Annotated in this window: 24 protein-coding genes; 13 read left to right on the top strand and 11 right to left on the bottom strand. The window is 71.4% G+C overall.

The annotated features are described in order from the left end of the window. Positions 1-160: 160 nt before the first annotated feature. The 4 genes from IPK24_08655 (at position 161) to IPK24_08640 (ending at position 4,814) form a co-directional block, all read left to right on the top strand. Positions 161-1,099: a hypothetical protein gene (locus IPK24_08655; protein ID MBK8075618.1), complete on the top strand. Its 939-nt coding sequence runs from the start codon at positions 161-163 to the stop codon at positions 1,097-1,099. Between the two features lie 107 nt (positions 1,100-1,206). Next, entirely contained in the window at positions 1,207-2,820 is a 1,614-nt protein-coding gene (locus IPK24_08650; protein ID MBK8075617.1) for a methyl-accepting chemotaxis protein, read from the top strand. 135 nt (positions 2,821-2,955) lie between these two features. Continuing rightward, on the top strand, positions 2,956-3,984 hold the full coding sequence (locus IPK24_08645; protein MBK8075616.1) for an amidohydrolase family protein: 1,029 nt from the start codon (positions 2,956-2,958) through the stop codon (positions 3,982-3,984). Then, on the top strand, positions 3,981-4,814 hold the full coding sequence (locus tag IPK24_08640; protein ID MBK8075615.1) for an SDR family oxidoreductase: 834 nt from the start codon (positions 3,981-3,983) through the stop codon (positions 4,812-4,814). Before IPK24_08645 ends, IPK24_08640 begins: the two co-directional genes overlap by 4 nt. Before the next feature lie 89 nt (positions 4,815-4,903). Here IPK24_08640 and IPK24_08635 read toward each other — a convergent pair whose 3' ends face one another. Further along, positions 4,904-5,917 (bottom strand): SDR family oxidoreductase, encoded by a 1,014-nt coding sequence (locus tag IPK24_08635; protein ID MBK8075614.1) that lies wholly within the window; start codon positions 5,915-5,917, stop codon positions 4,904-4,906. 134 nt (positions 5,918-6,051) lie between these two features. Here IPK24_08635 and trmB point away from each other — a divergent pair, with 134 nt between their 5' ends. Continuing rightward, complete coding sequence (gene trmB / locus IPK24_08630) at positions 6,052-6,765, top strand: tRNA (guanosine(46)-N7)-methyltransferase TrmB (GenBank protein MBK8075613.1); 714 nt, start codon at positions 6,052-6,054, stop codon at positions 6,763-6,765. On the opposite strand, the gene IPK24_08625 is transcribed toward trmB, so the two are convergent. The 4 genes from IPK24_08625 to IPK24_08610 all read right to left on the bottom strand — a co-directional run bounded on the left by IPK24_08625 (position 6,754) and on the right by IPK24_08610 (position 9,457). Continuing rightward, positions 6,754-7,191 carry a hypothetical protein gene (locus IPK24_08625; GenBank protein ID MBK8075612.1) on the bottom strand — a complete coding sequence of 146 codons (438 nt, stop codon included), beginning with the start codon at positions 7,189-7,191 and terminating at the stop codon, positions 6,754-6,756. The genes trmB and IPK24_08625 overlap by 12 nt on opposite strands. Continuing rightward, entirely contained in the window at positions 7,184-7,546 is a 363-nt protein-coding gene (locus IPK24_08620) for a hypothetical protein (protein MBK8075611.1), read from the bottom strand. The genes IPK24_08625 and IPK24_08620 overlap by 8 nt, the downstream gene beginning before the upstream one ends. 221 nt (positions 7,547-7,767) lie before the next feature. Next, positions 7,768-8,220 carry a hypothetical protein gene (locus IPK24_08615; GenBank protein MBK8075610.1) on the bottom strand — a complete coding sequence of 151 codons (453 nt, stop codon included), beginning with the start codon at positions 8,218-8,220 and terminating at the stop codon, positions 7,768-7,770. After that, on the bottom strand, positions 8,192-9,457 hold the full coding sequence (locus IPK24_08610; protein ID MBK8075609.1) for an MFS transporter: 1,266 nt from the start codon (positions 9,455-9,457) through the stop codon (positions 8,192-8,194). Before IPK24_08610 ends, IPK24_08615 begins: the two co-directional genes overlap by 29 nt. A 269-nt stretch (positions 9,458-9,726) precedes the next feature. On the opposite strand from IPK24_08610, the gene IPK24_08605 reads away from it, so the two are divergent. The 8 genes from IPK24_08605 to IPK24_08570 all read left to right on the top strand — a co-directional run bounded on the left by IPK24_08605 (position 9,727) and on the right by IPK24_08570 (position 19,888). Next, positions 9,727-11,550 (top strand): fibronectin type III domain-containing protein, encoded by a 1,824-nt coding sequence (locus tag IPK24_08605; GenBank protein ID MBK8075608.1) that lies wholly within the window; start codon positions 9,727-9,729, stop codon positions 11,548-11,550. Between the two features lie 35 nt (positions 11,551-11,585). Next, the gene (locus IPK24_08600; protein ID MBK8075607.1) at positions 11,586-12,038 is read left to right on the top strand and encodes a helix-turn-helix transcriptional regulator; all 453 of its coding nucleotides are present in this window, start codon (positions 11,586-11,588) and stop codon (positions 12,036-12,038) included. 5 nt (positions 12,039-12,043) lie between these two features. Further along, the gene (locus tag IPK24_08595) at positions 12,044-12,454 is read left to right on the top strand and encodes a VOC family protein (GenBank protein MBK8075606.1); all 411 of its coding nucleotides are present in this window, start codon (positions 12,044-12,046) and stop codon (positions 12,452-12,454) included. 193 nt (positions 12,455-12,647) lie between these two features. Then, positions 12,648-13,703 (top strand): hypothetical protein, encoded by a 1,056-nt coding sequence (locus tag IPK24_08590; GenBank protein MBK8075605.1) that lies wholly within the window; start codon positions 12,648-12,650, stop codon positions 13,701-13,703. A 77-nt stretch (positions 13,704-13,780) separates the two neighbouring features. Next, entirely contained in the window at positions 13,781-14,449 is a 669-nt protein-coding gene (locus tag IPK24_08585) for a nitroreductase family deazaflavin-dependent oxidoreductase (protein MBK8075604.1), read from the top strand. Positions 14,450-14,598: 149 nt separating this feature from the next. Next, the gene (locus IPK24_08580) at positions 14,599-17,724 is read left to right on the top strand and encodes a hypothetical protein (protein MBK8075603.1); all 3,126 of its coding nucleotides are present in this window, start codon (positions 14,599-14,601) and stop codon (positions 17,722-17,724) included. 150 nt (positions 17,725-17,874) lie between these two features. Then, positions 17,875-18,822 (top strand): Rieske 2Fe-2S domain-containing protein, encoded by a 948-nt coding sequence (locus tag IPK24_08575; protein ID MBK8075602.1) that lies wholly within the window; start codon positions 17,875-17,877, stop codon positions 18,820-18,822. 28 nt (positions 18,823-18,850) lie between these two features. After that, positions 18,851-19,888: a winged helix DNA-binding domain-containing protein gene (locus IPK24_08570; protein MBK8075601.1), complete on the top strand. Its 1,038-nt coding sequence runs from the start codon at positions 18,851-18,853 to the stop codon at positions 19,886-19,888. 15 nt (positions 19,889-19,903) lie between these two features. Here IPK24_08570 and IPK24_08565 read toward each other — a convergent pair whose 3' ends face one another. The 6 genes from IPK24_08565 to IPK24_08540 form a co-directional block, all read right to left on the bottom strand. Further along, positions 19,904-22,972, bottom strand: coding sequence for a winged helix-turn-helix domain-containing protein (locus IPK24_08565; protein ID MBK8075600.1), 3,069 nt, complete (start codon positions 22,970-22,972; stop codon positions 19,904-19,906). Positions 22,973-23,422: 450 nt separating this feature from the next. Then, positions 23,423-23,965, bottom strand: coding sequence for an RDD family protein (locus IPK24_08560; protein ID MBK8075599.1), 543 nt, complete (start codon positions 23,963-23,965; stop codon positions 23,423-23,425). A 63-nt stretch (positions 23,966-24,028) separates the two neighbouring features. Continuing rightward, complete coding sequence (locus tag IPK24_08555; GenBank protein MBK8075598.1) at positions 24,029-24,484, bottom strand: SRPBCC family protein; 456 nt, start codon at positions 24,482-24,484, stop codon at positions 24,029-24,031. Between the two features lie 104 nt (positions 24,485-24,588). Next, a complete protein-coding gene (locus IPK24_08550) occupies positions 24,589-24,963 on the bottom strand; it encodes a type II toxin-antitoxin system death-on-curing family toxin (protein MBK8075597.1) in 375 nt (124 codons plus the stop codon). Then, positions 24,963-25,154 carry a ribbon-helix-helix protein, CopG family gene (locus IPK24_08545; GenBank protein MBK8075596.1) on the bottom strand — a complete coding sequence of 64 codons (192 nt, stop codon included), beginning with the start codon at positions 25,152-25,154 and terminating at the stop codon, positions 24,963-24,965. Before IPK24_08545 ends, IPK24_08550 begins: the two co-directional genes overlap by 1 nt. A 54-nt stretch (positions 25,155-25,208) precedes the next feature. Continuing rightward, a complete protein-coding gene (locus IPK24_08540; GenBank protein ID MBK8075595.1) occupies positions 25,209-25,706 on the bottom strand; it encodes a GNAT family N-acetyltransferase in 498 nt (165 codons plus the stop codon). Positions 25,707-25,709: the final 3 nt, after the last annotated feature.

The following is a 25,709-nucleotide window of genomic DNA, read 5'->3' as shown; positions in this document are numbered from 1 at the left end:
CTGCCGGGAATGCGCACCTCGAAGAGCGACCTCGTGGGCGGGGCCCACGACAAGGCCCGGTGAAGACCGGGCCTCGTGACCAACCTTAACAGTGATGTCTCGCCGACCCGGATCGAACCCCCGGATCGAACCGGCGGCCACCACAGGCGAGGATCGGGGTGTGACCACCCAACCTCGACTGCTGGCGGCGAGCTGCGTGCTGCTGCTGGCGCTCAATCTGCGCCCGGTGGTCAGCGCCGTGGGAGCCGTGGTGCCGGAGCTGCGGGTCGACACCGGCCTCTCGGCCAGCGTGATCGGCCTGCTGCTGTCGTTGCCGATGCTGGTGTTCGCCACGCTCGGGCTGACCGCGCCGGCGCTCGCCGAACGGGTCGGGCACGCGTTGGGCGGCACCTGGCGCCTCGGCCTGGGCAGCTGGACGGCGTTGGCGGGCGTGGCCCTGCTGCCCTGGCTGGTGCTGACCCGTCGCGCCGCCGGACAACCCGTCGCCGCCACCGGCCATCGGTTGCCGTTGCGCACCGTCGCGCGGACCCGCCTGGCCTGGACGCTGGCGCTGTACTTCGGTATCCAGGCGATGCTCGCCTACGTGATCCTGGGCTGGCTGCCCGAGATCCTGACCCACCGAGGCCTGGGAGCCACCGCAGCCGCCTACCAGGTGGCGGTGATCATCATCGTGGGCATCCCGCCGGCGGCCGTGGCCTCGAGCGTGCTCAGCCGCACGCGCCGGCCGGAGGTGCTCGTGGTCACCCTGTCCGGGTGCTACCTGGCGGGCTTCCTGGGGCTGGTCGTGGTGCCGCTCTCGGCCGTGGTCGTCTGCTCGATCCTGATCGGCATCGGCAGCGCGGCCTTTCCGGTCGCGCTCTCGCTCATCGCGATGCGCTCGCGTAGCCCCCTCGCCACGACCTCGCTGTCCGCTTTCACCCAGAGCGTGGGCTATCTGGTCGCTGCGCTGGGTCCGTTCGCCGTCGGTGCGCTCTACGAGTGGACCGGCAGCTGGACCCCGCCTCTGGTGGGGCTGGCCATCGGGGCCGTGACCCAGGCGGTGTGCGGCATTCTCGCGGTTCGTGCCGGCACCCTGGACGACGCGCTGGCTTCGTCCTGACCGAGGGCTCAACCCGCTCTCGTCCCGATCCGATCATCAGTGGAGGCCGAGGGACGCGGCGGTGGTCCGTGACCCATCGGGAGCGACTATCCAGGGAGACAACCCAGATGGCACTCGATGCTGGACAACGTCGGACCGGATCCGCTCGTCGCGGGGTGTCCTACCGGATCAAGCTCATCGGCGGGTTCGTCGTCGTCCTGGTGTTGACCTCGCTCGGGGTGCTCACCGCCACCTCGCAGATCCGTACCCTGCAACAGACCCGCGACGCCGAGGTGGGGCAACTGGCCGCCTTCGTCGGCGACATCGGCCAGGCCGCCCTCGCGGCCAAGGCCATGGCCAACGACGAGCGGGGCTTCCTGCTGACCGGGGAACAGAAGTTCGCCACCGAGGCGCTGGGCCGGCTCGACGTGATCGGCAAGAGCCTGACCGCGGCGCGCGAGCACGGCGGCGCCACCCGGCTGGCGCAGGTCGAGGCGATCGAGTCGGGCATCGCCGCCTGGGCCGTGGTGGTCAAGGCCGAGTTCGCCCAGAACGCCACCGACCACGACAAGGCCGTCACCACGGCCATGAGCACCAGCCGCGATGCCCGCAAGGCCTACGAGGCCCTGCTCGCCCAGACCCAGAAGGCCGCCCAGACCGAGCTGCTGCAGGGAACGGCGTTCGCCGCCACGGCGCGGCGAGCCGCGACGCTCTTGTGGTCGCTGCTGGCCCTCACGCTGATCGTGGCCGGGGTGCTGGCGAGCCTGGTGATCCGCGCCACCACGCGCCCGTTGCAGAGCGCCGGAAAGGTGCTCGAAGCCACCGCGTCCGGTGATTTCAGCCGCCGCATGGACCACGACACCGCGGACGACTTCGGGCGACTGGCGCAGGGCCTCAACCACACTCTCGACAGCCTGCAGGACATGGTGAGCGGGGTCACCCACACCGCTGCGGCGCTCACCTCGGCCACTGCCGAGCTCACCCGCAGCAACAGCCACATCGCCGACACCGCCCACACGGTCTCGGATCAGGCCGCCATGGCTGCCGGCACCGCCGAGCAGGTCAGCAGCAACGTGCAGACCGTGGCCGCCGGCGCCGAGGAGATGGGCGTCTCGATTCGCGAGATCGCCAACAATGCCGGCGAGGCAGCGCGGGTCTCGCAGGAGGCGGTCATCGCCGCACAGGCCGCCGGTGAGACCGTGGCCGAGCTGGGTCGCTCCTCGGCCGAGATCGGCAACGTGGTCAACCTGATCACGGCCATCGCCGAACAGACCAACCTGCTCTCGCTGAACGCCACCATCGAGGCTGCTCGCGCCGGCGAGGCCGGCAAGGGCTTCGCGGTGGTGGCCGGCGAGGTCAAGGACCTGGCGCAGCAGACCGCTCGCGCCACCGACGACATCTCCACGCGCATCGGGGTGCTGCAGTCCGACGCCGGTCGCGCGGTCGAGGCGATCAACAAGATCACCGACGTCATCGGCAAGATGAGCGACTACTCCACCACCATCGCCGGTGCCGTCGAGGAGCAGACCGCCACCACCCAGGAGATGTCGCGCAACGTCGCTCAGGCTGCCGAGGGGGCCGGGGGGATCGCCGGCAACATCCACCAGGTCGCCGCGGCCGCCGACACCACGAGCCAGGGCGTCGGCCAGGCTCGCCAGGCCGCCGCCGAGCTCGAGACGCTGAGCCATCACCTTCAGCAGCTGCTCGAGGCATTCCAGGGAGCCGGCGCCGCTCGCGGCTGAGCGCCACCGACGGACCGGCGCCATCGGGCGTCATCGGGTTCGTTCGAGGCGTTCACCTAGGATCTCGGCGTGCCAGGTGTCGAGAGTCCCACCGCGACCACCGCCCCCACCGCGGTCGACGTCCACGCCCACGCCATGCCCATGGCTGTGTTGCAGTGGCTGGCCGGACGAGGCCTGGCCGACCTGGCGGGCGTGGAACGCGGGGTCGTCGTCCTGGATCCGATGATCAGCGGGGTCGGTCGGGGGGCACCCCTGCCGCTGGCCCGCTCGATGTACGACGCCACGGTGCGGCTGGCCGAGATGGACGCCGCCGGCGTGAGTCACGAAGCGGTGTCGCTCCCCCCGTTCCTGATGGCGACGATGAGCCCGGACAGCGCGCTGGTCGGCGAGCTGCTGGCCCGCGGTACGCAGGCGCTTATCGAGTACTGCTCGACGGACCAGGATCGATTGCGGCCGCTGGCCGGTGTCCCGGTCGGGTTCGCCACGGCAGCCGACACCGCGCGCGAGGTGTTGGACAGCGGCTCGGTCACGGGCATCGCGGTGGGCAGCCGGGGCGGTGGTACCGAGCTGGACGACGCGGTGAACACCGAGCTGTGGACGCTGCTGTCCGAGCGCGAGACGTTCGTGCTGCTGCACCCGAGTGGCGTTCCGGACCCGAAACGCTTGGCGGACTTCTGGTTTCCCCAGTTGGTCGGGTATCCGATGGAGACCGCGGTGGCGGCGGCACGGTTGGCGTTCTCCGGCGTACTGGAGGCGCATCCGTTGCGGTTGTGTCTGGCGCACGGTGGCGGCTGCCTGCCGTCGCTGCGCGGCCGGCTCGACATGGGATGGGACCGTAAACCGGTGGCCCACACCACGAGTGCGCCGCCGCGCGAACTGTTCGACCGGCTCTACTACGACACCGCGGTGTTCGACCCGGCGATCCTGCGCCGCCTGGTCGAGGACGTCGGGGCCGATCACGTGCTGCTCGGCACCGACCACCCGTTCGACCTGGCCGAGCGCGACCCGATCGGCTTCGTGGACTCGGCCGGGCTGGACGACGTCGCGCGCGGCCTGATCCTGCACCGGACGGCGGCGCGGCTGCTCGGTATCGAGGCCGACCCCGACGACGAGACCGGCCCGCCCGGTCGTGAGGATGAGGGGCGCGCGAGGATGTCGTCATGACCTCCAAGACCTGGTTCATCACCGGCAGTTCGCGTGGCTTCGGTCGCGAATGGGCCCTGGCCGCGCTCGAACGAGGCGACCGGGTGGCCGCCACGGCACGTGAGGTGGCCTCACTGGCCGATCTGGTCGCCGCCCACGGGGAGGCCGTGCTGCCGATCGCACTCGACGTCACCGACCGGGACGCCGTCCAACGGGCTGTCGATGAGGCAGTCGAACACTTCGGGCGCCTCGACGTCGTGGTCAACAACGCCGGCTACGGCCTGTTCGGCATGGTCGAGGAGGTCAGCGAGCACCAGGCCCGCGCCCAGCTCGAGACCAACTTCTTCGGCGCGCTCTGGGTCACTCAGGCAGCGTTGCCCCACCTGCGCGCGGCTGGATCGGGGCACATCATCCAGGTGTCCTCGATCGGCGGGATCACCGCTTTCCCCGGTCTGGGGATGTACCACGCCTCGAAATGGGCGCTCGAGGGCCTGACCCAGTCGCTGGCGGCCGAGGTGGTCGACTTCGGCATCACGGTCACCCTGGTCGAGCCCACCGGCTACGGCACCGACTGGGCGGGCGCCTCTGCCGTGCGCACCGATCCGTTGCCGGACTACGAACCCGTGCGCGAGCGCGCCGCCGCTCGTCGCGCCGCCGCCATCGGTCGACGCGGCGACCCCACCGCCACCCGCGCGGCGATCCTGGCCATCGTGGACGCCGAGGCCCCGCCGTTGCGCATCTTCTTCGGTGACGGCCCACTCGCCACCGCGACCGCCGAGTACGCCTCACGTCTGGAGGTCTGGCAGGCCTGGGAATCGGTCTCGATTGCCGCCCACGGGAACCCCGCCTGATCGCACGTGCCATGATCACCGTTTGGACGCCTGATCCGGGACGAAAACCCGGCATTCTGGATTCCAGACCGTGATCATGGAACGACGGGTCACTGCACGGACCAGCCCCCGTCGGAGGGCAGCACGGCGCCGTTGATGTTGATGCCATCGTCACTGAGCAAGAAGGTGATCGAGGCGGCCAGGTGCTCGGCGGTGGCGATCGGCGGGATCAGGTTCAGGAACGGCCCGAGGCGCGCCAGACCGAACTCGGACGTCGCGGCAGGCATCGGGATACCCGTGGCCACCCCACCCGGCGCCACGGCGTTCACCCGGATGCCGGACGGCCCGTACATGAACGCGGCACTACGAGTCAGCCCGATCAGACCGTGCTTGGAGACGGTGTAGGCGGTGCCGGAGGCGTTGCCGCGCAACCCGGCCTCGGACGAGACGTTCACGATGGCACCCCGGCCGGCGGCGAGCATCGCCGGCACCACGGCCCGGGTCAGCTTGAAGGCACCGGTCAGGTTGATCGCGATCACCCGCTCCCAGATCTCGTCCGAGGTCAGGTGAGCGGGCGAGAAATCGTCGTTGATCCCGGCAACGTTCGCCAGCCCGTCGATCCGCTCCCCGGCGGCGGCCACGATGCGGTCGATGTCGTCCTGCCGCGTGACATCGGCTGCCACCGTGATGATCTCGGCACCATGGAAGGCCTTGGCCAGGGCCTCCAGCCGCTCGGCGGAGACGTCCACCGCGACCAGCCGGGCGCCTTCCCTGACCACGCGGGACGCCGTCGCGCGGCCGATGCCGGACCCCGCCCCGGTGACGATCACGGTGCGTCCCTCGAACCGGACGCCGGTGACCTGTTCGCCCCACTGCTCGGCGGGGTCGTCCTGGCTGGGCATGACCCCTCCGTTGGCCCGGGACACCAGCGAGTCGACCACCTCCTGCGGCAGCTGCCCCTGGCTCATGACCACGAGCTGCTGCAGCGGCAGCTGGCGCACCGGGGCGAGCCGGCTCTCGTCGAAGCCACCCTGGCCGAGCAACTCGCGGATCAGCGGGCCGCCCTCGGGGTGGTCCAGCCAGGTGCCGATCGAGCTGTTTGCCGTCAGCGGGGCGGTGGTCATGAGGTCGGGCTCCTCGACAGAAGGAATGGAGGTCGTGGCTGGGATCGTCGCAGACGCTGCGCCAGGCGCCACCGGGGCCAGCCCTGATCTGCGCATCACACCGGCCGATCGAGCGCCGATAGTCTTGACCCGCCATGGCCGCTGGAGGGAACCATCACGGGCTCGCCTCGGTGCGCCACGAGCCGCCGCGGACCTTCAAGCACCGGCGGGGACGGATCACGGCCGGGCAACGGGCGGCGCTCGATGCCCTGTGGCCGCGCTATGGCCTGGACCCCGGCCCCGGGCCGATCGATCCGGCGACGGTGTTCGGTCGCCACGCCCCGGTGGTGGTCGAGATCGGTTTCGGCATGGGCGAGGCCACCCTCACCCTGGCCGCCGCCGACCCCGAGCGCGACGTGATCGCCATCGACGTACACACCCCCGGTGCCGGGGCACTGCTGCGCGATCTGGACGCCGGGGGGCTGACCAACGTCCGCGTGATGGTGGCCGACGCCCAGTGGGTGCTGCGTGAGCTGCTGTCACCCGGATCGCTGCAGGAGATCCGGGTGTTCTTTCCCGACCCGTGGCCCAAGGGGCGCCACCACAAGCGCCGCCTCTTCTCGGCGCCCTTCGTTGCCCTGGCAGCCTCACGGCTGCGTCCCGGTGGCCGCCTGCACAGCGCCACCGACTGGGCCGACTACGCCGCCCAGATGGTGCAGGTGGTCGAGGCAGAACCGTTGTTGCACAACAGCTTCGGCGGTCCCGCACCCAGGCCGGCGTGGCGCCCCGTGACACGCTTCGAACAACAGGGGCTCGACAAGGGTCACGAGATCGTCGACGTGATCGCCGAGCGGATCTCAGGCGCGTGACCTCGTCGAGCCGGTGCGGCGCAGCCACCACAGCCCGATCACGGGCAGCACCAGGGGCACGAACAGGTACCCACGGCCGAATTCCGACCAGACCGTGGCCTGCGGAAAGTCCTCTGGCACCAGCAGGCTGAAGGCGCCGATCACCAGGACGCCGACCAACTCGATGCCCACCGCCACCCACGCCACCCGGCGCGCTCCGCGCCAGCTGCCACCCAGGGCGAAGGTGGCGATCACGTAGACCACCGCCGAGAACCCCGAGAGCAGATAGGCGATGGGGGCCTCGTCGAAGCGGGTGCTCAGCTGGACGGCGGCCCGCGCGCTGGCGCCCAGAGCGAGGATTCCGTACAACGTCACCAGGATGCGGCCCGCGCCGGACGCCGTGGACGACGGCGCGGCGGGGGCGGACGGCGTGGAGCGCTCAGCCACCGTAGGCCCACATCATGTTCAGCCGGGCCGCCATCGCCATCACGGTGAAGCCACCCAGCGCGACCACGGCCGGCGTCCATCGGGTGCGCTCGGCCCAGCCCCACAGCACCGCAGCGGGCAGCACCAGGACGATCCCCAGCAGGTACCCGATGACGGTGACCCGCGAGGCGACCTCGTGGCCACGGGCCAGCCCCACCGTGGCGAACACCACCTGAGCCAGAACGGCCACCTCGAGCAGCAGGGACAGGCCGAGCAACAGCCCGGCCTGCATCCGATCCCGGGCCGCCATGATCAGGCCGATCACGGTCAGGGCGAGGCCACCGCCGACCTCGGCCCAGAGCAATGCAGAGTGCACCTGGCTACCTTGCCACGACATCAGCCGACCGCACCGAGCCATCGCACGTGGGTCAGCTCGGGTCGGCGGTGACCTCGAGCACGAAGTCCGTGACCGTCGTCCGGGCCGAGCGTGAGCGCCAGAGCACGTGGTGGCCGATGCCGGGCAGCTCACGGCGCACCAGATCCACTCCGAGCGCGCGGGCCCGCTCCGCGTACGCGCGGGACAGCTCGGGGCGGGCCTCACTGCGGTCCCTGCTGCCGTGCAGAATGAGTGCCCGGCGACCCTGCAGCCCGTCGACGGGGTCGCCGCCCGGCAGCCAGGGAGCGATGGCGACCACGGCGGTGACGGTTTGCGCCGCCCGCCGCCCACACGGCCGCCCGGCCGCCCATCGAGTACCCCACCAGGATCACCGGAACCGGACCGTGCCGATCGGCCAGCCGGGTCAATGCCCATCGGGTGTCGACCACCGGATCGGCTCGGGCGCCGTTCCAGCCCCGATTCCGGTAACGCAGCAGATGGACGGCGAGACCCCGGTCGGCGCCCCGGTCGGCGAGGGTGCGCCCCAGGCCGCGCAGTTCCAGGTCCAGCAGCGGGCAGTAGCGGCCGTGTCCGGTCGCGTATCCACCGGGCAGCACCAGCGCTGCGCAGCTCGCACCGACCTGGTCAGCGCTGCGGGCCGTCCAGGTGGTCAACTGCGGCACCCGCTCCATGCAGGCTCTCGTCGGCGTCCGGCCGGTGCTTCATGAGCGGTGCACCCCGCTCGGGTCCGAAACCTGGGTGCGGCCTGCGCAGGACACGGTGGACGGCGTAGGGCGCGAGCAGGCCGGTCGAGGCCGCCAGCAGCCACCAGAACGAGACCGGGCCGATGCGCTGGATGGCCACCCCACCCACCACCGGTCCGATCACCGATCCGATCCCGTAGGACATCACCAGGACGGCGCTGGCCGGCACCCGCAACTGTGGGTCGATCTCGTCGTTGACGTGGCTGATCGCCAAGGAGTACAGCGGGAACGACAGCGCCGTGAACGCCCCGAACACGACCAGCACGGCCACCGAGTCCGCCCGGACGAACGCGCCCGCCACCGCCACCGCCGTGGCGGCCAGGGAGATCACCAGGATCACCCGCCGCCGGGACAGCCGGTCCGAGGCGGCACCCACCGGCCACTGCAGCACCACGCCACCGATCATGGCCACGGCCATGAGCACCGCGATCCGGTCGACACTGAAACCGGAGACCACGCCATAGGTCGGCCCGATGCCCATCGCGAGGCTGACCCCGATCCCACTGACGATCGAGGTCGCCGGCCCCAGCGGGGCGACTCGGAGCACCTCACGGACCGGGGGCCGAGCCATCGGCGGCGGCAGGGCAGGAGCTGGAGAACGACTGAGCGACAACGGGATCAGCGACAGCGACATCAGAGCCGAACCGATCGCGAACGGCAGGGCACTCGTGGCTCCGGTCGCGGAGAACACCCACTGCCCCACGGCCACGCCGACGTTGGCCGTCACCAGGTAGACCGCGAGGAGCCTGCCGCGGGTCTGATTGGTCGACACCGCGCTGAGCCAGCTCTCGGCCACGATGTACATGCCCGAGATACACAGGCCGAACCCGAGCCGGGTCGTCACCCAGGTCGGCGCATTGACCGCGAACGGGAACACCAGCACCGACACGGCGGCGGCCGAGGCGAGCGCGGCATACACCCTGATGTGCCCGACGGAGGCGACCAGTCGCGGCACCAGGAAGGCGCCGACCAGGAATCCGAGGTAGTGCACCGACCCCGCCAGACCCACCACCGGGGCCGAGAACTCCTCCGTGCCCCGCACGCCGAGCACGGAGGCGACCAGACCGAAACCGACCATCAAGGTGGTCACGGACACCAGGACGGCCTGTGCGCCGGCCGATCTCTCGGTGCCCGATCCACTCGTCATGCCGCTGATTGTGCAGCCCGAGCCACCCCGGTTCGGGCTTTCCCATGGTTGTGGGCGCCGGGTCGCGCGGGACGCGACACCGTCTGATGTGGGTGGCGGCGGTGGCGACCTGCCTGACGCTGGCGGCCAGCGGATCGGGTGGCTCCACCGCGACTCCTCCGGCTGGTGGGGTGTGCAGGAGTTCGGCGCCGGGGGGCTGAGCCACCCGGACCCGGCACCTCACTCGTCCAGCGGGTCATGACGGGAGCCGGTGGGCCGACCGGACCACCGTGCGCATCTCGCTGCGGTCCACGACGGCTGCCGTTCTGGCGATCCTCGGCATGGCCCTGGTTCCGGCCCCCTCCGCCACGGCGGACGGCACCGAGATGCCAGCGGGTACCTGGCCGACCTGTGACGCCCCGACCGACGTGTTCTGCCTGGAGAGCGCCACCGTCACCCCGGTGGGCGGCGAGAGCGTGCCGGTCGCGGCTCACGGCCTGACCGGCTCGGCGTCCTTCACCGGGGCGTTCAACTGGGGCGTGTCAGGGCTGGACGACCCCGACCTGCCCACGGCGGTACGGGACGGTGAGTTCACCCTGGTCATCAGGGTGAACCAGTTCCTGCCGCAGTACAGCCTGGCCATCGCCCGCGACGTCCGGGTCACCCGGGTCGTGAACGGCGACGGCACCGTGACCATGACCGCTGTCGGGCACGCCGTCCACCGCGACTGGGTCACCGGTGACGCGCTCCCGGCCTGCGTGGCGGGCACCGACTGCGGCGACGAGAACACCACCGCCGATGCGCTCGGCACCGGCTGGGTGTTCATGGGCTACAGCCAGGAGCTCGGCTCCTGGGGCCCGGAATACGCTGCGCTGGACGGGATGTCGATCGCCACCGATGCCGAGGCCCGGCCGACCTTCATCCTGATCGGCACCTACCCCGAGCTCTACTGGTCGATGCCGGTGCTCGGTAATCCGCACCTGGACGTGAACGGCAACCCGGTGCGCGGCTCGTTCCACGCCTGGCTGCCGTCGACGTTCTTCACCGCGGCAGGCACCGACGTGACCAGTGCCCTCGCCACCGGTTTCGACGTGACCAGCAGCTCGGCCGGGGTGGCCGTGAACATTCCCGCGACGCTGTCCGAGCAGGACGGTGGCGTGGCGATCGACGTGCCCGATCTGCCGTACTCGGTGCACTCCGTGACGGTGGCGAACCGCGCGTCGCAAGCACCGGACGGCACGCCCCCGGGCGCACCGACCGGCGTGACCGCCTCGCTGACCGGCGCCGCCGCCACCGTGCGATGGACGGCGCCCGCGGACCACGGGGGACTCACCCTCGGCACCTCCACTGCGCGACTGTTCACCGCGTCGTCCGGGGGGTCGGTCGTGGGGTCGTGCACGTCGTCCGGTACCTCGTGCACGGTCACGGGACTGACCCCCGGCGCCAGGTACTACGTGGCCGCGACGGCCTCGAACGCGCTCGGCGAGGGCGTGGCGAGTGCCCGGGTGGCCGTGGCTGCGGTGGCCGCGCCGGGGGCACCGCGTGCGGTCACCGTGACGCCCGGCGCCGGGCGGCTCACCGCTGCCTGGACGGCACCGGCCTCGGACGGCGGCAGCGCCCTCACCGGGTACACCGCCCGGGCGTGGAACGCGGCCTCCGGAGGGTCCACCGTCCGGCAGTGCAGCTCGACGGCGACGGCCCGGACCTGCGCGATCACCGGCCTGACCAACGGGGTCACGTACTACGTCGACGTGGTGGCCTCGAACGCCGCCGGCACCGGCACCCCCAGCGCACCCCGGCTGGCCAAGAGTCCGCGCACCGTGGCCTCGGCGCCGCGGTCGGTGGTGGCCACCTCGCGTTCGCGCACGGTGACGCTGACCTGGGCGGCGCCGGCATCGATCGGTGGCAGCGCAGTCACCGCGTACACCGGCTCGCTCTACGCGAGCTCGAAGGGTGGCAGCCCGGCCGTGCGGTGCACCGCCATCGGATCGCGCCGCACCTGCACGACAGCCGCCCTCACGGTCGGTCGGGTGTACTACGCCTCGGTGGTGGCGACGAATGCCGCCGGAGCCTCGGTGCCCTCGGCGCGGGTGCGCGTCGTGGTGCGGCGATAGCACCTCCCTGCGCGCCTCCGGCGGGACGTGGCACCATGCCAGGGGTGAGCACCCCGTCGCAGCAGCAGCGACTGCGTGATCTGGAGCGGCTGCGCGCCGTCCGGGATCGCATCGATCGCGACTACGCCCAGCCGTTGGACGTCGAGGCGCTCGCCCGCGGTGCGCACGTGTCGGCCGGGCACCTGAGTCGCGAGTTCCGGCTCGCGTTCGGTGAGTCGCCGTACTCCTACCTGATGACCCGGCGCATCGAGCGTGCCATGGCCCTGCTGCGCCGCGGCGACCTGAGCGTCACCGAGGTCTGCTTCGCGGTCGGCTGCTCGTCATTGGGCACCTTCAGCACCCGCTTCACCGAGCTGGTCGGGGTGCCGCCCAGCACCTACCGACGCCAGGCCATCGGCGAGGGCGAGATGCCGTCGTGCGTGGCGAAACAGGTCACCAGACCGATCAGGAATCGAGAAGCGCGCCGGCGTGAACCCCACCTAGCGTGAACGGCATGACGCTGACTCTTCACACCACGTTCCTGCCCCACACCGACGCCGACGCCTCGCTGGCGTTCTACCGCGACACCCTCGGTTTCGAGGTGCGCAACGACGTGGGCTACGGCGACATGCGCTGGATCACCGTCGGCGCACCCGACCAGCCCGGCACCTGCATCGTGCTGGAGCCGCCCGCCGCCGACCCGAGCACGACGGACGACGAGCGCCGCATCATCACCGAGATGATGGCCAAGGGCACCTACGCCCGGATCATCCTGGCCACCAAGGACCTCGACGCCACCTTCGAGCGGTTGCAGGCCACCGGCGCGGACGTCGTCCAGGAGCCGACGGTGCAGCCGTACGGCGTACGTGACTGCGCCTTCCGCGACCCGGCGGGCAACCTGATCCGCATCAACGAGGTGGCCTGAGGCCTCGGGCACGAGCCAAGGTCGCCGGTTCGTGCCGTTGTTCTCTGGCAACCCCGAGCCGCGCCGGTGAGGCTGGAGGTAGCTCGAGGAGGACATCATGACGACCTCGACGCCCGTGGGCAGCGCTCCTCCTGCACCGCGTCCGCGGCGCCCTCGCGTACGGACCAGGCTGACGATCGCGACAGCCGTCGTCGTGGCGCTGACTGCCGCGGGCCTCACCGTGCTCCATCGAGACGACGGTGGGACGACGCTCGACCACGACGCCTCCGTCTCGCCGACCGGTGCGTCGTCCGGGGTGGCCTCGACACCCGCCCCCGCACCGAGCTCGGGGACGACGCCGAGCGCGGCGTTCCGCTTCCAGCCGGTCTGGCCGTTCGCCTCGGTGGCCGACGCCGTCGCCTGGCAGGCGCAGGCCCGGACCAACGGCAGCCAGTCGTGGCGACTCGACCCGGCCGAGGTGGCGGTGGCCTTCGCGTCGCAGCACCTGGCGTACGCGGAGGTGAACCGGGTGACCAGCCGCGAGGTGACCTCGGAGGAGGCCTGGATCGGGGTGGCCGCCAGCCCACCCGAGGGCCGTGCCGTGAGCGCCGCCGTCCTCCATCTGGCCCGGATCGGGCAGGGGGCGCTGAACGAACGCCCCTGGGAGGTCGTGGGGAGCCGCGACACCCTGCTCACGCTGACGGCACCGCGCTACGGCGCCACCGTCGGGACCACGCTGGTGGCCGGCGGCCGGATCACCGGGGTGGATGAATCCCTGGTGGTCCAGGTGCGTGACCGAGACGGTGCACTCCTGGCTCGCAGCCGGAGCATCTCGGTCGGCGGGCAGCGGACGCCGTGGCAGGTCCCGCTGGTGCTGCCTGCCACCACGGCCGGCGTGGTCACCATCGCCGTCTCCACCGGAGGCCACCTCACCGAGGTGGAGAAGTTCGCCATCACCGCGGTGGTGGTCCACCCCGGAGCGATCACCTTTGCCACTGCCTCGGCAGCACTGGCGGCGGCGACCACCGGGGGCAGCTACGTGGGTGACTGCGACCGCCTCGGATCGCTTGCCGGAGTGCGGAATCCGGTGTGTTCTCGGTTCGTGACCTCGGCCGACGGGCGTTCCCTCTATCGCCTGGGCTTCGTGAACACCGATGCCGGCTGCTTCGTCGTCCTCGGCGCGCAGGGCGCACGGTGGATCCTCATCGAACCCGCGCTGGACGGTGCCCACGTGCCCCCGACCCTCGGCGGGCCCATCGCCGAACCGTGATGCCGATGTCGGCTGTCACGCCACCGGAGACCTCGGCCCCCACAACCGGCGGGCCGGCCCTCGGTAGCGTTCGACTCGTGGGTGACCGATCGAGACAGAAGCCGGCAGCGAGAGCATTCCGCCACCTGAACCGCCTGATGGTGGAGTGCTGGCGGTGTGGCCTGGGCCGCTGGATCAACGCCTGGCCAGCCGGCTCCGGCCGGATCCTGGTCATCGGTCACCTCGGACGCCGCAGCGGGATGCCGCGATGGACGCCGTTGAACTACGCCCGCATCGACGGTGACGTCCACTGCGTCGCGGGCTTCGGCGCCGGATCGGACTGGTATCGCAACGTGATCGCCCACCCGCAGGTGGAGGTGTGGTTACCGGACCAGCGGTGGATCGGTCACGCCGAGGATGTCAGCGACCACCCGCAGCGAGTACGCCTGATCCGGGAGGTGTTGATCGCCAGCGGGTTCGCCGCTCGCCTGGCCGGTGTCGACCCCCGGCACCTGGACGACGTCGCCCTGGACGCCGTCAGCAGCAGCTACCGGGTGCTGCGGCTGCGCCCGGTTCCCGGCGACCAGCTCCTGCCCGAGCATCCCCGCCCTGGGGACCATGCCTGGCACGGCGCCGTCGCGGTGGGCGCGGCGGCGCTCGTCATCCTGGGCACCCGGCGATACGGGATTCCACGCAACCAGACCTTCGACCCGGTGCATTTTCGACGACGATGCCCGGATGGAGAATGGCGGCGGATTCAGTTGTAGGGGCAGCGGTTCGACGTCGACGTCACCACCGCTCACAGGGGCGAGTTGCCGACGTTCACACGCCGAGTCCCTGCGAGCGAGGACCTCGGTCCAGCGCGCCCGCGGTGCCTGCGGCGTAGCGTCCCTGTCGTCGATTGGGGGTCGCTCCCATGACGAGTCGAGGCACGTGCGAGACGCCGCCGGACGAGGCGAGCACGTCGGTAACCGTGTCACGGTCGCGGCTGGCTGGATCCCTGCGCGAAGCGCGACGCACGGCGATCGCGATCCGCTGCCTGGTGGCAGCGCAAGCGGTCGGGCTGCTGTTGTGGTGGCTGTTCATCGCGCGGCGGTTCCCCCCGGCCTACTGGACCCATGGCGCATGGCGGGTGTTCTTCGCCGACGACACCCGGGTCGCTCTCGTCCTGGTCGGTATCCCGGCAGTCGTCACCGGCGTCCTGCTCGTCACGCAGGTGGAACGAGCTGCAGAACAACGCCTCTCGGCAGGCCTGAACGCGACCACCGGTCTTCGCTCGCGCCTGCCCTACCTCGTGCTCGGTCTGTTCATCGCCTCGGGGATCAGCGTCCTGGCGATGATCCTCCACCGCAGTGCCCTCGCCGCACGCGCCGAAGTGATCGTCATCCTGGTCGAGATCCTCGCGTCGTTGCTACTGGCCTCCGGCGAGGCGTTCCGTGGACAGTTGCCGGAGAATCCGGTGGCGTCGGATCCGCCCGTGGTGACGCAACCCTCCTGTCCCGAGCGCGTCGTGGCTTTCTCGGGTGGCGGGATCCGTGCTGCGTCGTTCGCCCTCGGGGCCTGGAACGCGCTCCAGCGCGAGGCGTCCCAGCCTCGAGAGACACCGGGACCGCCGATCGTGGCCCTCAGCGGCGGAAGCTACATGGCTGCCGCAATCGCTCTCGTTCGACGATTCCAGGTGCTCCGGCATGAGCGGGAAACGATCGTCCGGCAACGCCCGACGCCCCTGGACTGGCGCGAGGTGTTCGTGGACGGGACTCCCGAGTTGTCCCGCTTGCGACGGCACACCCGTGACCTCGTGGAGCCACGCCGCTACTTCTTCGGAGGTGTGTTGACCCTGTTGTCAGGCGCCGCGCTCAACGTGATCATGGTCCTGGGAGCACTCCGCTTCGCGAGCTGGTCCCTGAGCTGGCTCTATGCCACGGCCGGCATCCTCGTGGTCGAGGACTCCGTCACCGGACTCGGCACCGACCGCGATCTGCGCCTGCATCTGGTTCAGTGGCCGTCGTCCCTGCATCCGGACACGACCTGGTGGGTGGTCTCGTTCCCCGTGGTGCTCGGACTGTTCCTGGTGGTTGTCCTGAGCCTCGGCGTGTGGCTCTCTCAGGGCGTCCGGGACACACGGCGGCCCGTGGGCATCGTCGGCCGACGACTGCCCGCTGTCCGCGCCGTGGCCGTGGCCGGCCTGCTCGGACTGCTCGGCGTCCTGGTTCTGGTGCCATCGCTGCTCTTCGGGCTCTCGTGGTCGGCGCTCTCCGGCGCCCCGACCCAGACCACGGCGAGCGCCCTGCGGGAGCTCGGGTTCACCACCCGAGACCTGTGCGAGACCCGTGCTCGCAGGGAGCTCTCGGCAGCCCTGGCGGCAGCGGAACTCCAGGCACGCGCCAACCCGGGCCTTCGCCAGACCCTCGTCGCCGGAGCCTGCGGTACCTCGTCATCCATGAGTCGGACCTTCCCGGAGAACGACTCCGAAGCGCTGTCCCCTACCGCACGGGACCGGCTCATCCTCGATGCCGCCGCCGCCCAGGCCCACGGACCGGGCGCGACCGGAGCCGGCCAGACGGCCGTGGTGACGGCCGTGGTGTCCCTCATCGGCGTGGCGATGCGCCGCGCAGGGGCGGGGACGACCACGGTGAACCAGTCGGGTTGGCGAGCCCGCGCCCGCCGCGTGTTTCTCGCCTGGCTACCGCTGACGGCAGCGGCCCTGATACTGCTCTGGCTGTTCCTGTCCTGGACGTACCACCTCACGGTGGACGGCAATGCCCGGGCCGGTACGACGCAAGGCCTCCTGCCCTTCGCCGCTGTGATGGTCGCGGTCTGGTCGAGCGCCAATCTGACGTCGCTGCACCCCTATTACCGTTGGCGGCTGTCCAGCGCGTTCGCCATGGCCAGGTCTGACGGGGTCGACGACACCAGCGATGGGGCACCTGACACTCCCGAGCGCGGCCCTGGATCGGCCGTCGAGCTGCCGGACGGCCAGACCTGCTCCTTCTCGTCACTGGGCACGATTCCGCTTCACGTCGTCACCACCGCCAACGTGCGGGCGTATGACGAGGCCCCGACCCGGCGGTGCGGCTTCCCCATCGTGTTCTCGTCGCAGAGCATCCGCATGATCGCCGCGGACCGGACCCTGGTTCGCCCGACTCAGGACTACGACGAAGGGGCGGGGCTGGGCCAGGTGAGCGTGATGTCGGTCGTCGCGATGTCAGGCGCCGCCGTGAGCCCGATGGCGGGACGGTTCGCGGCGACGGTCGCGCCGTATCGCATCCTGCTGACGTTGTTCAACGTACGCGTCGGGTGCTGGGTCGCGAACCCGATGTGGATCGGCAGTCCACCCCCCAGGCCGACGTCGCTGGGCAGCTGGCTCCGACGGTGGCCGCACTCGCCCTGGCTCATCGGCAGGCCGGGGGCGGCACAGGTTGCCACGGAGGCCTTCGGGCAATCCCGAACCGACGATCGATGGCTCTATCTCAGCGACGGCGGGCACCTCGACAACACCGGCGTGGTCGAGGCGGTGCGCTTGCTCCAGCGACCAGACGGCACCACATCGGGCTTCGTCCTGGCAGCGGACGCCAGCAATGACATGTCGGGTTCCTGGTCGGCCGTGGGCGATGCCCTCTCCGTGCTCAGATCCGATCTGGGTGTCGAGCTCCACCTCCATTACGGCCAAGGCGTGACCGGAGTCGGCGCGCCCGTCACCGGTGGCGGGGTCACGCCGCGGAGCCCCTGGTTCCGCCGAACCGACGCGGCCGTGGCGCCCGACGCGAAGCCGACTGCGAAGGAGCCGCAATTCGCCCGCCTCTACCGTGGACGAGGTCGGGCGTCCGGCCTGACGCTCCTCGTCGTCAAGGCGGTTCGGCCGGATTCACTCGACCGACTACCCGAGCCGGTCCGCTCGTTCGCCCTTGTCCACCAAGATTTCCCCCGCGCCTCGACGACCCGGCAGGACTTCGGCGATCTGGAGTTCGAGGCCTACCGCGCCCTCGGCGAGTGGTACACCGCTGCGGCGCTGTTCGAACTCGCGAGCCAGCCGGATGCGTGAGGGGTCCTGGTCGGCCTGGGATTGCCCCGTACTTCGCCGGCCTCGGGGCGTGACGTGAGTTCTTCCGGTGAGCTCCCGGGACCCGGCCGCTGCGAGGCACCTGCGGTGCACCCGAGGTTTGCGTCGGCGTCCTGAGGGAAACCCGGCGCCATGGCTGTGTTCTCATCACTCGACCGCATCGCCTCACTGCCGTGGCTGGACTCCGCCCTGGGCCGGGCCGAGGCGCCGTTGCACCGCCTTCCGATGCCGATTCGCGATGCCCTGCACGGCATCTGGCTCGGGCACCCGCTGCACCCGGCGCTGGCCCAGACCCCGATCGGGTTCTGGACCAGCGCGGCGCTGCTCGACGTCCTCGGGGGCTTGACGCCGCCAGGCCCGGCCAGAGACCAGCTCGAGAAGACGGCCGGAACGCTGATCGCGGCCGGACTGATCAGCGCTCCGCTGGCCGCGGCGTCCGGGTTGACCGACTGGTCACAGCTGGACCGGCCGCGACAGCGGATCGGCGTCGTCCACGCGGCGCTCAACTCCGCCGGGGTCGCCTTGGTCGCAGCGTCCGTGATCGAGCGTCGTCGAGGCCGATCGGGTCGTGCGCGATGGTTGAGCGTGGCCGGGGCGGGTGTCACCGGGCTCGCGGCCGGGGTGGGCGGACACCTCAGCTATCGGCACGCCGCCGGGGTCAACCACGCGCCCGACGTACCGGCCGACATCCCGGCGCTGCCCGAACGCCTCGTCGAGGGCGCCGGTGATCCACCGGACGGCTCCCTCGACGGCCGGCCGGACTGGACGGCGGTGACCGGGCTGGACGAGCTGTCCGACTCGAGGCCGGCGCTCGGCATGCTCGGCGACGTCCCGGTGGTCGTGGTGCTCCGAGGCGATCAGGTGCACGTCCTGGCTCACACCTGCAGCCACCTGGGAGGGCCGTTGTCGCAGGGAGAGGTCGTCGACGACTGCATCGTCTGTCCTTGGCACGGCAGCGCCTTCCGGTTGACGGACGGCAGCGTGCGCCATGGCCCGGCCACGGCGCCACAGCCCACCTTCCAGGCCCGGCTGTCGGACGACGGCAGTGTCCAGGCCCGCCTGTTGAGCCTGATCCCCTGAACCCGGGCACCCCTGCCAGCATGGGTTCGTGAGCCGGACACCGCTGCGCGCCTCGCGAGGTCACCTGCTCGCCTACCGACGCACCGTGCAGGAGCTGGACGAGCGGCTGCCCTGGAGCGCTGCCTCGCTGCGTCGGGCCGCCTGGGCCGGGCTGCAGGACAGCATGCCGCGTGCCGCGCTGCTCTCGATCCATGCCCGAGTGGCCCAGACCCTGCCCACCGCGCTCGACGACGCCTCGCTGATGCAGGTGTGGGGGCCACGGTTCAACGTCTACGTGATCGCCGCTCAGGACGTGGCGCCGTTCACCCTGGGCCGGCACCCGGACGACGCGCGTGGCCGCCGCCGCGCGGAAGAGCTGGCCGACGCGGTCACCCGGGTGCTCGCCGGGCGCGAGCTGGCCTATGGCGAGGTCTCCGCGACGCTCGGCATCGGGAATGCGATCCGATACGCCACCACCACGGGACGGCTGGCGATCCGCTGGCACGGCGCCCGCGCCCCGATGGTCCGTGCCATCGAGCCGCCACAGGTCGAGCCCGACCAGGCACGCCGCGACCTGGCACGGCGCTACCTGCACGTCTACGGCCCCACGGACGCCGAGACCTTCGCGCAGTGGGCCGGCATCTCGGCACGCGAGGCCCAGGCGGCCTTCGCCGGACTCGACCGCGAACTACTGGCCGTCCACACGCCCCTGGGCGAGCGCTTCCTACTGGACGAGGACGAGCCCACGCTCCGCGCCGCGGCCGACCTGGCCGCCTCGACCCTCGCGGCGGCGTCCGCGCGGTTGCTGCCGAGCGGGGACGCGTACTACCTGGCGCAGGGCAGCGACCGCGAACTGCTCGTACCCGAGGCCGAGCATCGGGCTCGGCTGTGGACCTCGCGCGTCTGGCCCGGCGCCGTCCTGGTGTCGGGTGAGATCGTCGGCACCTGGCGTCGCGCCGACCGGATCGCGGCCATCGAGACGTGGCGGCCACTCGACGGCGCCGAGCGGGAGGCGGTCGAGCACGAGGCGGTCTCGCTTCCGTTACCCGGGTCGGGCGGAGCGATCACCGTTCGCTGGGCCGACTGACCCAGAGCCGCTCGGCTACCGCTCCTGATGCGCCGACACCGACCTGAGGTCGATCGTGATCGGCGAGGCCGGCTCCTCCTCCAGCACCTCGAGCGAGCCGAAGGGTGCGGTGCGTGCCGATCGGGTCACCTGCTGCAGGAGCCGCGGGCCGAGCTGCCCGGCGACGTCCGCCTCGGCGCGGGTGATGACCTCGACGCTCAGGGGATGACCGATCGCCAGACCTCGGGCCCGCCGCCAGATGCGACCGATCGCCACCAGCCGAGCCCCCGCGACGACCTCACCGGCCTGCGACAGCGCGGCGCCCAGCAGGCTCGCGATGTCCGGCAGGGCCAAGGGTTGCGACAGCTGGCTGTTGACCCGCGCGGCCCGGCGGAGCACCGCCACGGCTCGGGCCGGGTCGCCGAACACCAAGGCGAGCACCCCGACGATGACCAGGACGTCACCGAGCGCCGGGCTCGGACCGGTCTGCTCGGCCGCCGTCAGCGCCTGCCCGGCGAGGTCGGCGGCCCGATCGTGCTCGCCGTCCGCATACGCCAGCAGCGCCAGCTGGGCCGTCGTCGTCGCCAGGTGCCCCAGGCTGCGCTCGGCCCGAGCCCGCGCCTGGAACTGCTCGATCAGTGCCCGCCCCTCGCCCACCGCGCCGAGGTGGGCCAGCACCTCACCGCGCTCGTTGTCGATCAGCGGCACGAGCTGGTCGGCACCGGCCCGGACGGCCAGCCCTCGCGCGGTGTCGAAGTGCTCCAGGGCCAGCGCGTGCTCGCCGCCGTAGCGATGCACGAGGCCCCGATTCATCAAGGCCCGCGCCAGCAGGAGGTCATCACCGACCTCCAGGGCACGAGCATGCGCGGCGTCGAAGGACGCCTGTGCCCGCGGCAGGTCCCCCGAGACGAACGCCAGACTGCCCGCCGACAGGTGCAGCGTCGCGCGGGTGCGCGCCGGGACGTCGCCGGCCTCGGCCAGCGCGAGCCAGCGGTCGGCATCACCCAACGCACCGGAGAAGTACCAGTAGTCGAGCAGGACGACGACGAGCCGGGCCAGCCGCTCGCTGTCACCCTCGGCGTGCAGCCGCCCGAGCACCACGGCGAAGTTGGCCGTCTCGGCGCCCAGAGCGGACCGGGTCTCGACGTCCAGATTCACCCGGAACTGCGGCCCCAGGCGCTCGGCGAGCTCGAGGTAGTACGCGCTGTGGGCCGCGCGAGCACGCTCGGCCGCCCCCTCGGGCAGGTGGGTCAGCATCTCGGCCGCGTACTCGCGGACCAGTTCCAGCATCCATGATCGCCCGCTGCCGTCGGCCACCACGAGGCTGCGATCGACCAGCCGGGCGAGCACGTCGAGCACCTGCGTGCCCTCGTGCAGTGGGGTACAGACCGCCTCGGCGGCCTCCAGGGTCCAGCCTCCGACGAAGACCGAGAGCTCGGCGAAGACGGCGCGTTCGGCCGTATCCAGCAGGGTGATGCTCCAGTCGAGGGCCGCGCGGATGCTGCGATGTCGATCCGGCAGGGTCCGTGGTCCGCCACCGAGCAGTCCGAGCCGTCCGCTCTCGCGGCGCACCAGCACCGCCGGGGGCATCAGCCGCACTCGGGCGGCGGCCAACTCGAGCGCCAGCGGCAGGCCGTCGAGCATCCGGCAGACGGCTGCCACGTCGGCCGCGTTCTGCTCGGTCACCTCGAACTCGGGCATGGCCGCTCGCGCCCGATCCCGGAACAACCGGACGGCGTCGCTGTCGAGCACCTCCTCGCAGGTCGAGGCCGTCGCGGATGGCACCGGGAGCGGGCCGATCGGGATCAGGTACTCCGCCGGCAGCCCGACCGGGGAGCGACTGGTGCACAGGACGGTCAGCTCCGGCAATCGAGCGATCAACTCGTCCAGGCCGGCCAGCCCCTGGTGGTCGGTGCCCGGCCGGTCGATCAGCTGCTCCAGGTTGTCCAGCACCAGCAGGAGTCGCCGCCCGCCGAGTGCCCGGGTCGCGACGTCGAGCGCCGGCTCGCTCGCCCAGGCGGGCGCGGCACCGGCCACACGGCAGATCTCCGGCACCACCGAGGCGGGGTCCTCGGTGCCCGCGAGCGCGACGACGAACACGTCGTCCGGCCACTGGGTCGCGACCTCCATGGCCAGCCGGGTCTTGCCCGCACCGCCCGGCCCGAGCAGGGTGATCACTCGCACGGCCGGATCGGTGAGGTGTGCCCGGACGCGAGCGAGGTCGGCTGCCCGGCCCACCAGGGGCCTGCCGGGTCGGATCGGCGGTCGGGACGAGGGCACCGCTGGTGGCGGCTGCGGGGCGGGCTCGGCGCCGGTCGAGGTCTCGGGCAGCGACACCTCTTGCCGCAGAACGGATTCGTGCATCCGGCGCAAATCGGTGCCGGGGTCGATCCCCAGCTCGTCGGCCAGGCGCCGAGCGGCCGCGGCGTAGGCGGCCAGGGCATCGGCCTGACGTCCCGCCCGGAAGAGGGCGGTCATCTGCAGCACCACCAACTGTTCGTCCAGCGGGTGCCGGCGGACCAGTTCCTCGAGCTCCGAGATCAGCGCATGGTGGTGGCCGAGATCCAACCCGGCCCGCACCAGGGCGGTTCTGACCGCCAGCCGACCGGCCTCCAGCCCCGCCCGCAGACCCTGTCCCGCCGCGCCGAGGTCGGGCAGCGCCTCACCACGCCACAGCGCCAGCGCCTGCCCGAGTACCTCTCGGGCCGCCTCGGCACGACCTTCGCGCAGTAGGGCATGCCCGGTGTCCGCCAGCCGCCGGAACCGGACGGCGTCGACGGCGGCCTCCGGCAGGTCCAGCACGTAACCCCCCGGACCCGCGCGCAGCGCCCGCCCGCCATCACCCAGCGCCTTGCGCAGCCGTGAGACATAGACCTGGACGGCGTTGCGTGCGCCGTCCGGCTCGTCGCCGTCCCACAGCACGTCGATCAACCGGTCCAGGGCGACCACGGCGCCGACCTCCAGGGCCAGCACCGCCAGCAACGCCCGGGGGCGAGGCCCGCCGAGCTCGGCCCGGAGGGCATCGACGTCCACCTCGAGCGGTCCGAGCAGGCGGACGTCGACCCGGGCCTCGGATCCCGGCGCCTGGCCACCGCGGGGCGTCACGGCACGGAAGATACGTGATCGCCCGAGCGGCTGCGGCCGTTCGGCGCGCCCGCACTCGACCGGACGCCTCGACGGCACTGTCAGTGGACTGTCAGCGCGCTGTATGGGCGGGGCGAGAGGTTCTTCTCAGCAGCACGGACCGGGACGGACTGAACGACCAGGACAGGCCGACCAGATCCATCCCCACCACGGACGTCAGGACCTCGAAGGGAGCCGGCCATGCGTTCCATCACCATCAAGCAGGGCAGCCGCTGGGGCTGACCTCACGCGCAGGTGCCCGCGTGGGCCGACGCGGATGCCGGGCCAGGCCCGGGGGATCTCGAGGGGGATCTCCCGGGCCTCTCGGCGTTCCGCCGCGCGACACCCCACCCAACCCGCTCATGCTCCGCGGGTGACCGCTCATGCTCCGTGGATGACGTGATGACAGCGTTGTCAGACCGTCATCACGCGTCACCTGCGGAGCATGACGCGGTTTGTTGGGGTGGGCACCACCATCGTCCCGGCGACGAGGTCGTGCAGCGCCCGGTGGTCGATGGTGCGCCAAGCCGTCAACACCGTGGTCACGGCCAGCGCCACCCCGGCCACGTACGCCACCGCCGTCAGCGCGGCGTCGTCGACCTCGAGCACCATACGGACGACGGCCACGTGGGCGAGTTGCCACGGCAGCAGCTTCACGGCGTTGCGCACGGCACACCGTGCCACCCCCGGTCGTCTGCCGGTGACGGTGATGACCTGCAGGCGGCGACACCGTTTGCCCCAGGTGGCCTGGACGGCGCTCTCGGACACGGTGAGATAGGCCCAGGTCGGAGCCACGCTCGCTGCCAGGACGACGGCATCGGTCTGCCCGACCGACAGGGCCGCCGGGCCATGAAACGTCAAGGCCACGAGGCCTCCGACCGCCAGGATGCCCAACACCACCAGGTAGTCCCACAGCGAGGCGAGAACACGGTCCCCCAACCGAGCCGCGGTGGGCCGGGCGCCGTCCTGCCTCATGACGCGGATCCTGCCAGTCGGGCGCCGCCTCGCGTCGGAACGGCTCGAGCCGCCAGCACCGCATCAGCCTGGCGTGATGTCACCTCGGTAGGCGCCGTCCTCGGTGCCGCGGGCCTCGATGTAGCTCTTGAACCGCTCCATGTCCTGCTTGGCCCGCGACGACACCAGGCCGAGCTTGTCGCCCAGGGTCTCGACGACGCCTTCCGGTGCGGTGGTGAGCTGAAGGGTCACCCGGGTGAGGTTGGGAGCGAGCCGGTGAAAGGTCACCACCCCGGCATGGTCGGCGCCGTTCAGGCTGTTCCAGGCCACCCGCTCGTCGGGGTGCTGTTCGGTGATCCGGGCATCGAACTCGCGCGCCACACCCCCGATCTTGATCCGCCAGTGAGTGAGTGTGTCGTCCAACTGCTGGATCTGCTCCACACCCTCCATGAACTGGGGGAACTGCTCGAACTGGGTCCACTGGTTGTAGGCCGTCCGCACGGGAACCGCGACGTCCACCGATTCGATGATTTCGCTCATGGACCGCGCTTACCCCCGGACAGCACCCCCAAACCGCGGCGCACCGCAGAAGCGAGTGCCTTGCTCTCCAGGTGAGGCGAGCCGCCGGACTACACCCACGCCAGTCATCGTTCGAGGGGAACGATCCACTCCTGCAGTTGGGCCGCGATCTGCGGGGTGTCGATCTCACCGGCTGCCGCGGCCAGCACGAACGCCGTCTCCTTGTCGGGGCCGGCATTCACCGTGAATCCGTTGCGGCCGAGGAACATCAGCGTCGCCAGCCAGGCAATGCGCTTGTTGCCATCCACGAGTGCGTGGTTCTTCACCAAGGAGTGCATCAGGGCCGCGGCCTTGGAGTGCAGGTCGGGGTAGGCGTCTACGCCGAACGCTGACGATCGGGGGCGCTGACACGCACTGTCCAACAGGCCGATGTCGCGGATCGGCCCCCAGCCCGCCACGTCGATGTAGCCGAGCAGATCGTCCAGCGTCAGGTAGGTGATCACGCGTCCCCGAGTCGCTCGAACGTCTCGGCGTGCTCGGCCAGCATCCGCTCGAGGAGGGCGTGATCGGAACCCGACACCGCCCGCCGGACCGCTTGCCGGACGAACTCGATCTTGGACACACCGGCCGCCCGCGCGGCACGCTCGAGGGCGGCATCCTCGTCGGGGTCGAGCCGCAGCGTCATGGCCATGCACCGATGATACCAACGGTGCATGGCGGGTCCTGGGCCACCGGTCAGACCGGATCAGAGACTCTCGATCCAATGATCACCTGGCACATCGGGCAGTCCTGGCACGGGACGCTGCTCCTCCACCCAGTGGCCGTGCCCGAACGCTTGATCGGCGACCCGTCGCCAGAAGCGTCCGGCGGCCACGTTCTCGTGCTGGAAGGCAACCTCCCACGGGCCGACATGGCGACCGATCACGTCGAGTGCCAGCACGAGCCCCACGCCCGCACGACGAGCGACCGGGGCAACCCACAACGCGGACAGCGTGCGTCGCGGGCCCTCGAGGCCCTCGACGACGGCGAAACCGACCGGCGATGGATCACCGGTCTTGGGATGGCTCTGCAGCGCCAGGTACCCCGCCACGTCCGGCGTCGTCGCCGTGGGCAGACCCTGCGTCGCATACCGGCCATCCGCATACGGCAGCGCCGACACGATGGGCGCGAGGTCGTGTTTGAAGCACTGCCACATCCAGGCAACGACATGCCACTCGTGATCAGCCACTTCTCGGACCAGCATGCG

The sequence above is a fragment of the Kineosporiaceae bacterium genome (assembly GCA_016713225.1).
GTDB lineage: Bacteria > Actinomycetota > Actinomycetes > Actinomycetales > Kineosporiaceae > JADJPO01.
This window is presented reverse-complemented; position numbering and strand designations above follow the sequence as displayed.

What these genes read in the sequence shown, in the direction of transcription:
- IPK24_08555 (MBK8075598.1), bottom strand. Translation starts at nt 24,484, where the DNA reads ATGAGCGAAATCATCGAATCGGTGGACGTCGCGGTTCCCGTGCGGACG.
- IPK24_08640 (MBK8075615.1), top strand. Translation starts at nt 3,981, where the DNA reads ATGACCTCCAAGACCTGGTTCATCACCGGCAGTTCGCGTGGCTTCGGT.
- IPK24_08575 (MBK8075602.1), top strand. Translation starts at nt 17,875, where the DNA reads ATGGCTGTGTTCTCATCACTCGACCGCATCGCCTCACTGCCGTGGCTG.
- IPK24_08595 (MBK8075606.1), top strand. Translation starts at nt 12,044, where the DNA reads ATGACGCTGACTCTTCACACCACGTTCCTGCCCCACACCGACGCCGAC.
- IPK24_08560 (MBK8075599.1), bottom strand. Translation starts at nt 23,965, where the DNA reads ATGAGGCAGGACGGCGCCCGGCCCACCGCGGCTCGGTTGGGGGACCGT.
- IPK24_08580 (MBK8075603.1), top strand. Translation starts at nt 14,599, where the DNA reads ATGACGAGTCGAGGCACGTGCGAGACGCCGCCGGACGAGGCGAGCACG.
- IPK24_08650 (MBK8075617.1), top strand. Translation starts at nt 1,207, where the DNA reads ATGGCACTCGATGCTGGACAACGTCGGACCGGATCCGCTCGTCGCGGG.
- IPK24_08635 (MBK8075614.1), bottom strand. Translation starts at nt 5,917, where the DNA reads ATGACCACCGCCCCGCTGACGGCAAACAGCTCGATCGGCACCTGGCTG.
- IPK24_08645 (MBK8075616.1), top strand. Translation starts at nt 2,956, where the DNA reads ATGCCCATGGCTGTGTTGCAGTGGCTGGCCGGACGAGGCCTGGCCGAC.
- trmB (MBK8075613.1), top strand. Translation starts at nt 6,052, where the DNA reads ATGGCCGCTGGAGGGAACCATCACGGGCTCGCCTCGGTGCGCCACGAG.
- IPK24_08610 (MBK8075609.1), bottom strand. Translation starts at nt 9,457, where the DNA reads ATGACGAGTGGATCGGGCACCGAGAGATCGGCCGGCGCACAGGCCGTC.
- IPK24_08545 (MBK8075596.1), bottom strand. Translation starts at nt 25,154, where the DNA reads ATGGCCATGACGCTGCGGCTCGACCCCGACGAGGATGCCGCCCTCGAG.
- IPK24_08600 (MBK8075607.1), top strand. Translation starts at nt 11,586, where the DNA reads ATGCCAGGGGTGAGCACCCCGTCGCAGCAGCAGCGACTGCGTGATCTG.
- IPK24_08540 (MBK8075595.1), bottom strand. Translation starts at nt 25,706, where the DNA reads ATGCTGGTCCGAGAAGTGGCTGATCACGAGTGGCATGTCGTTGCCTGG.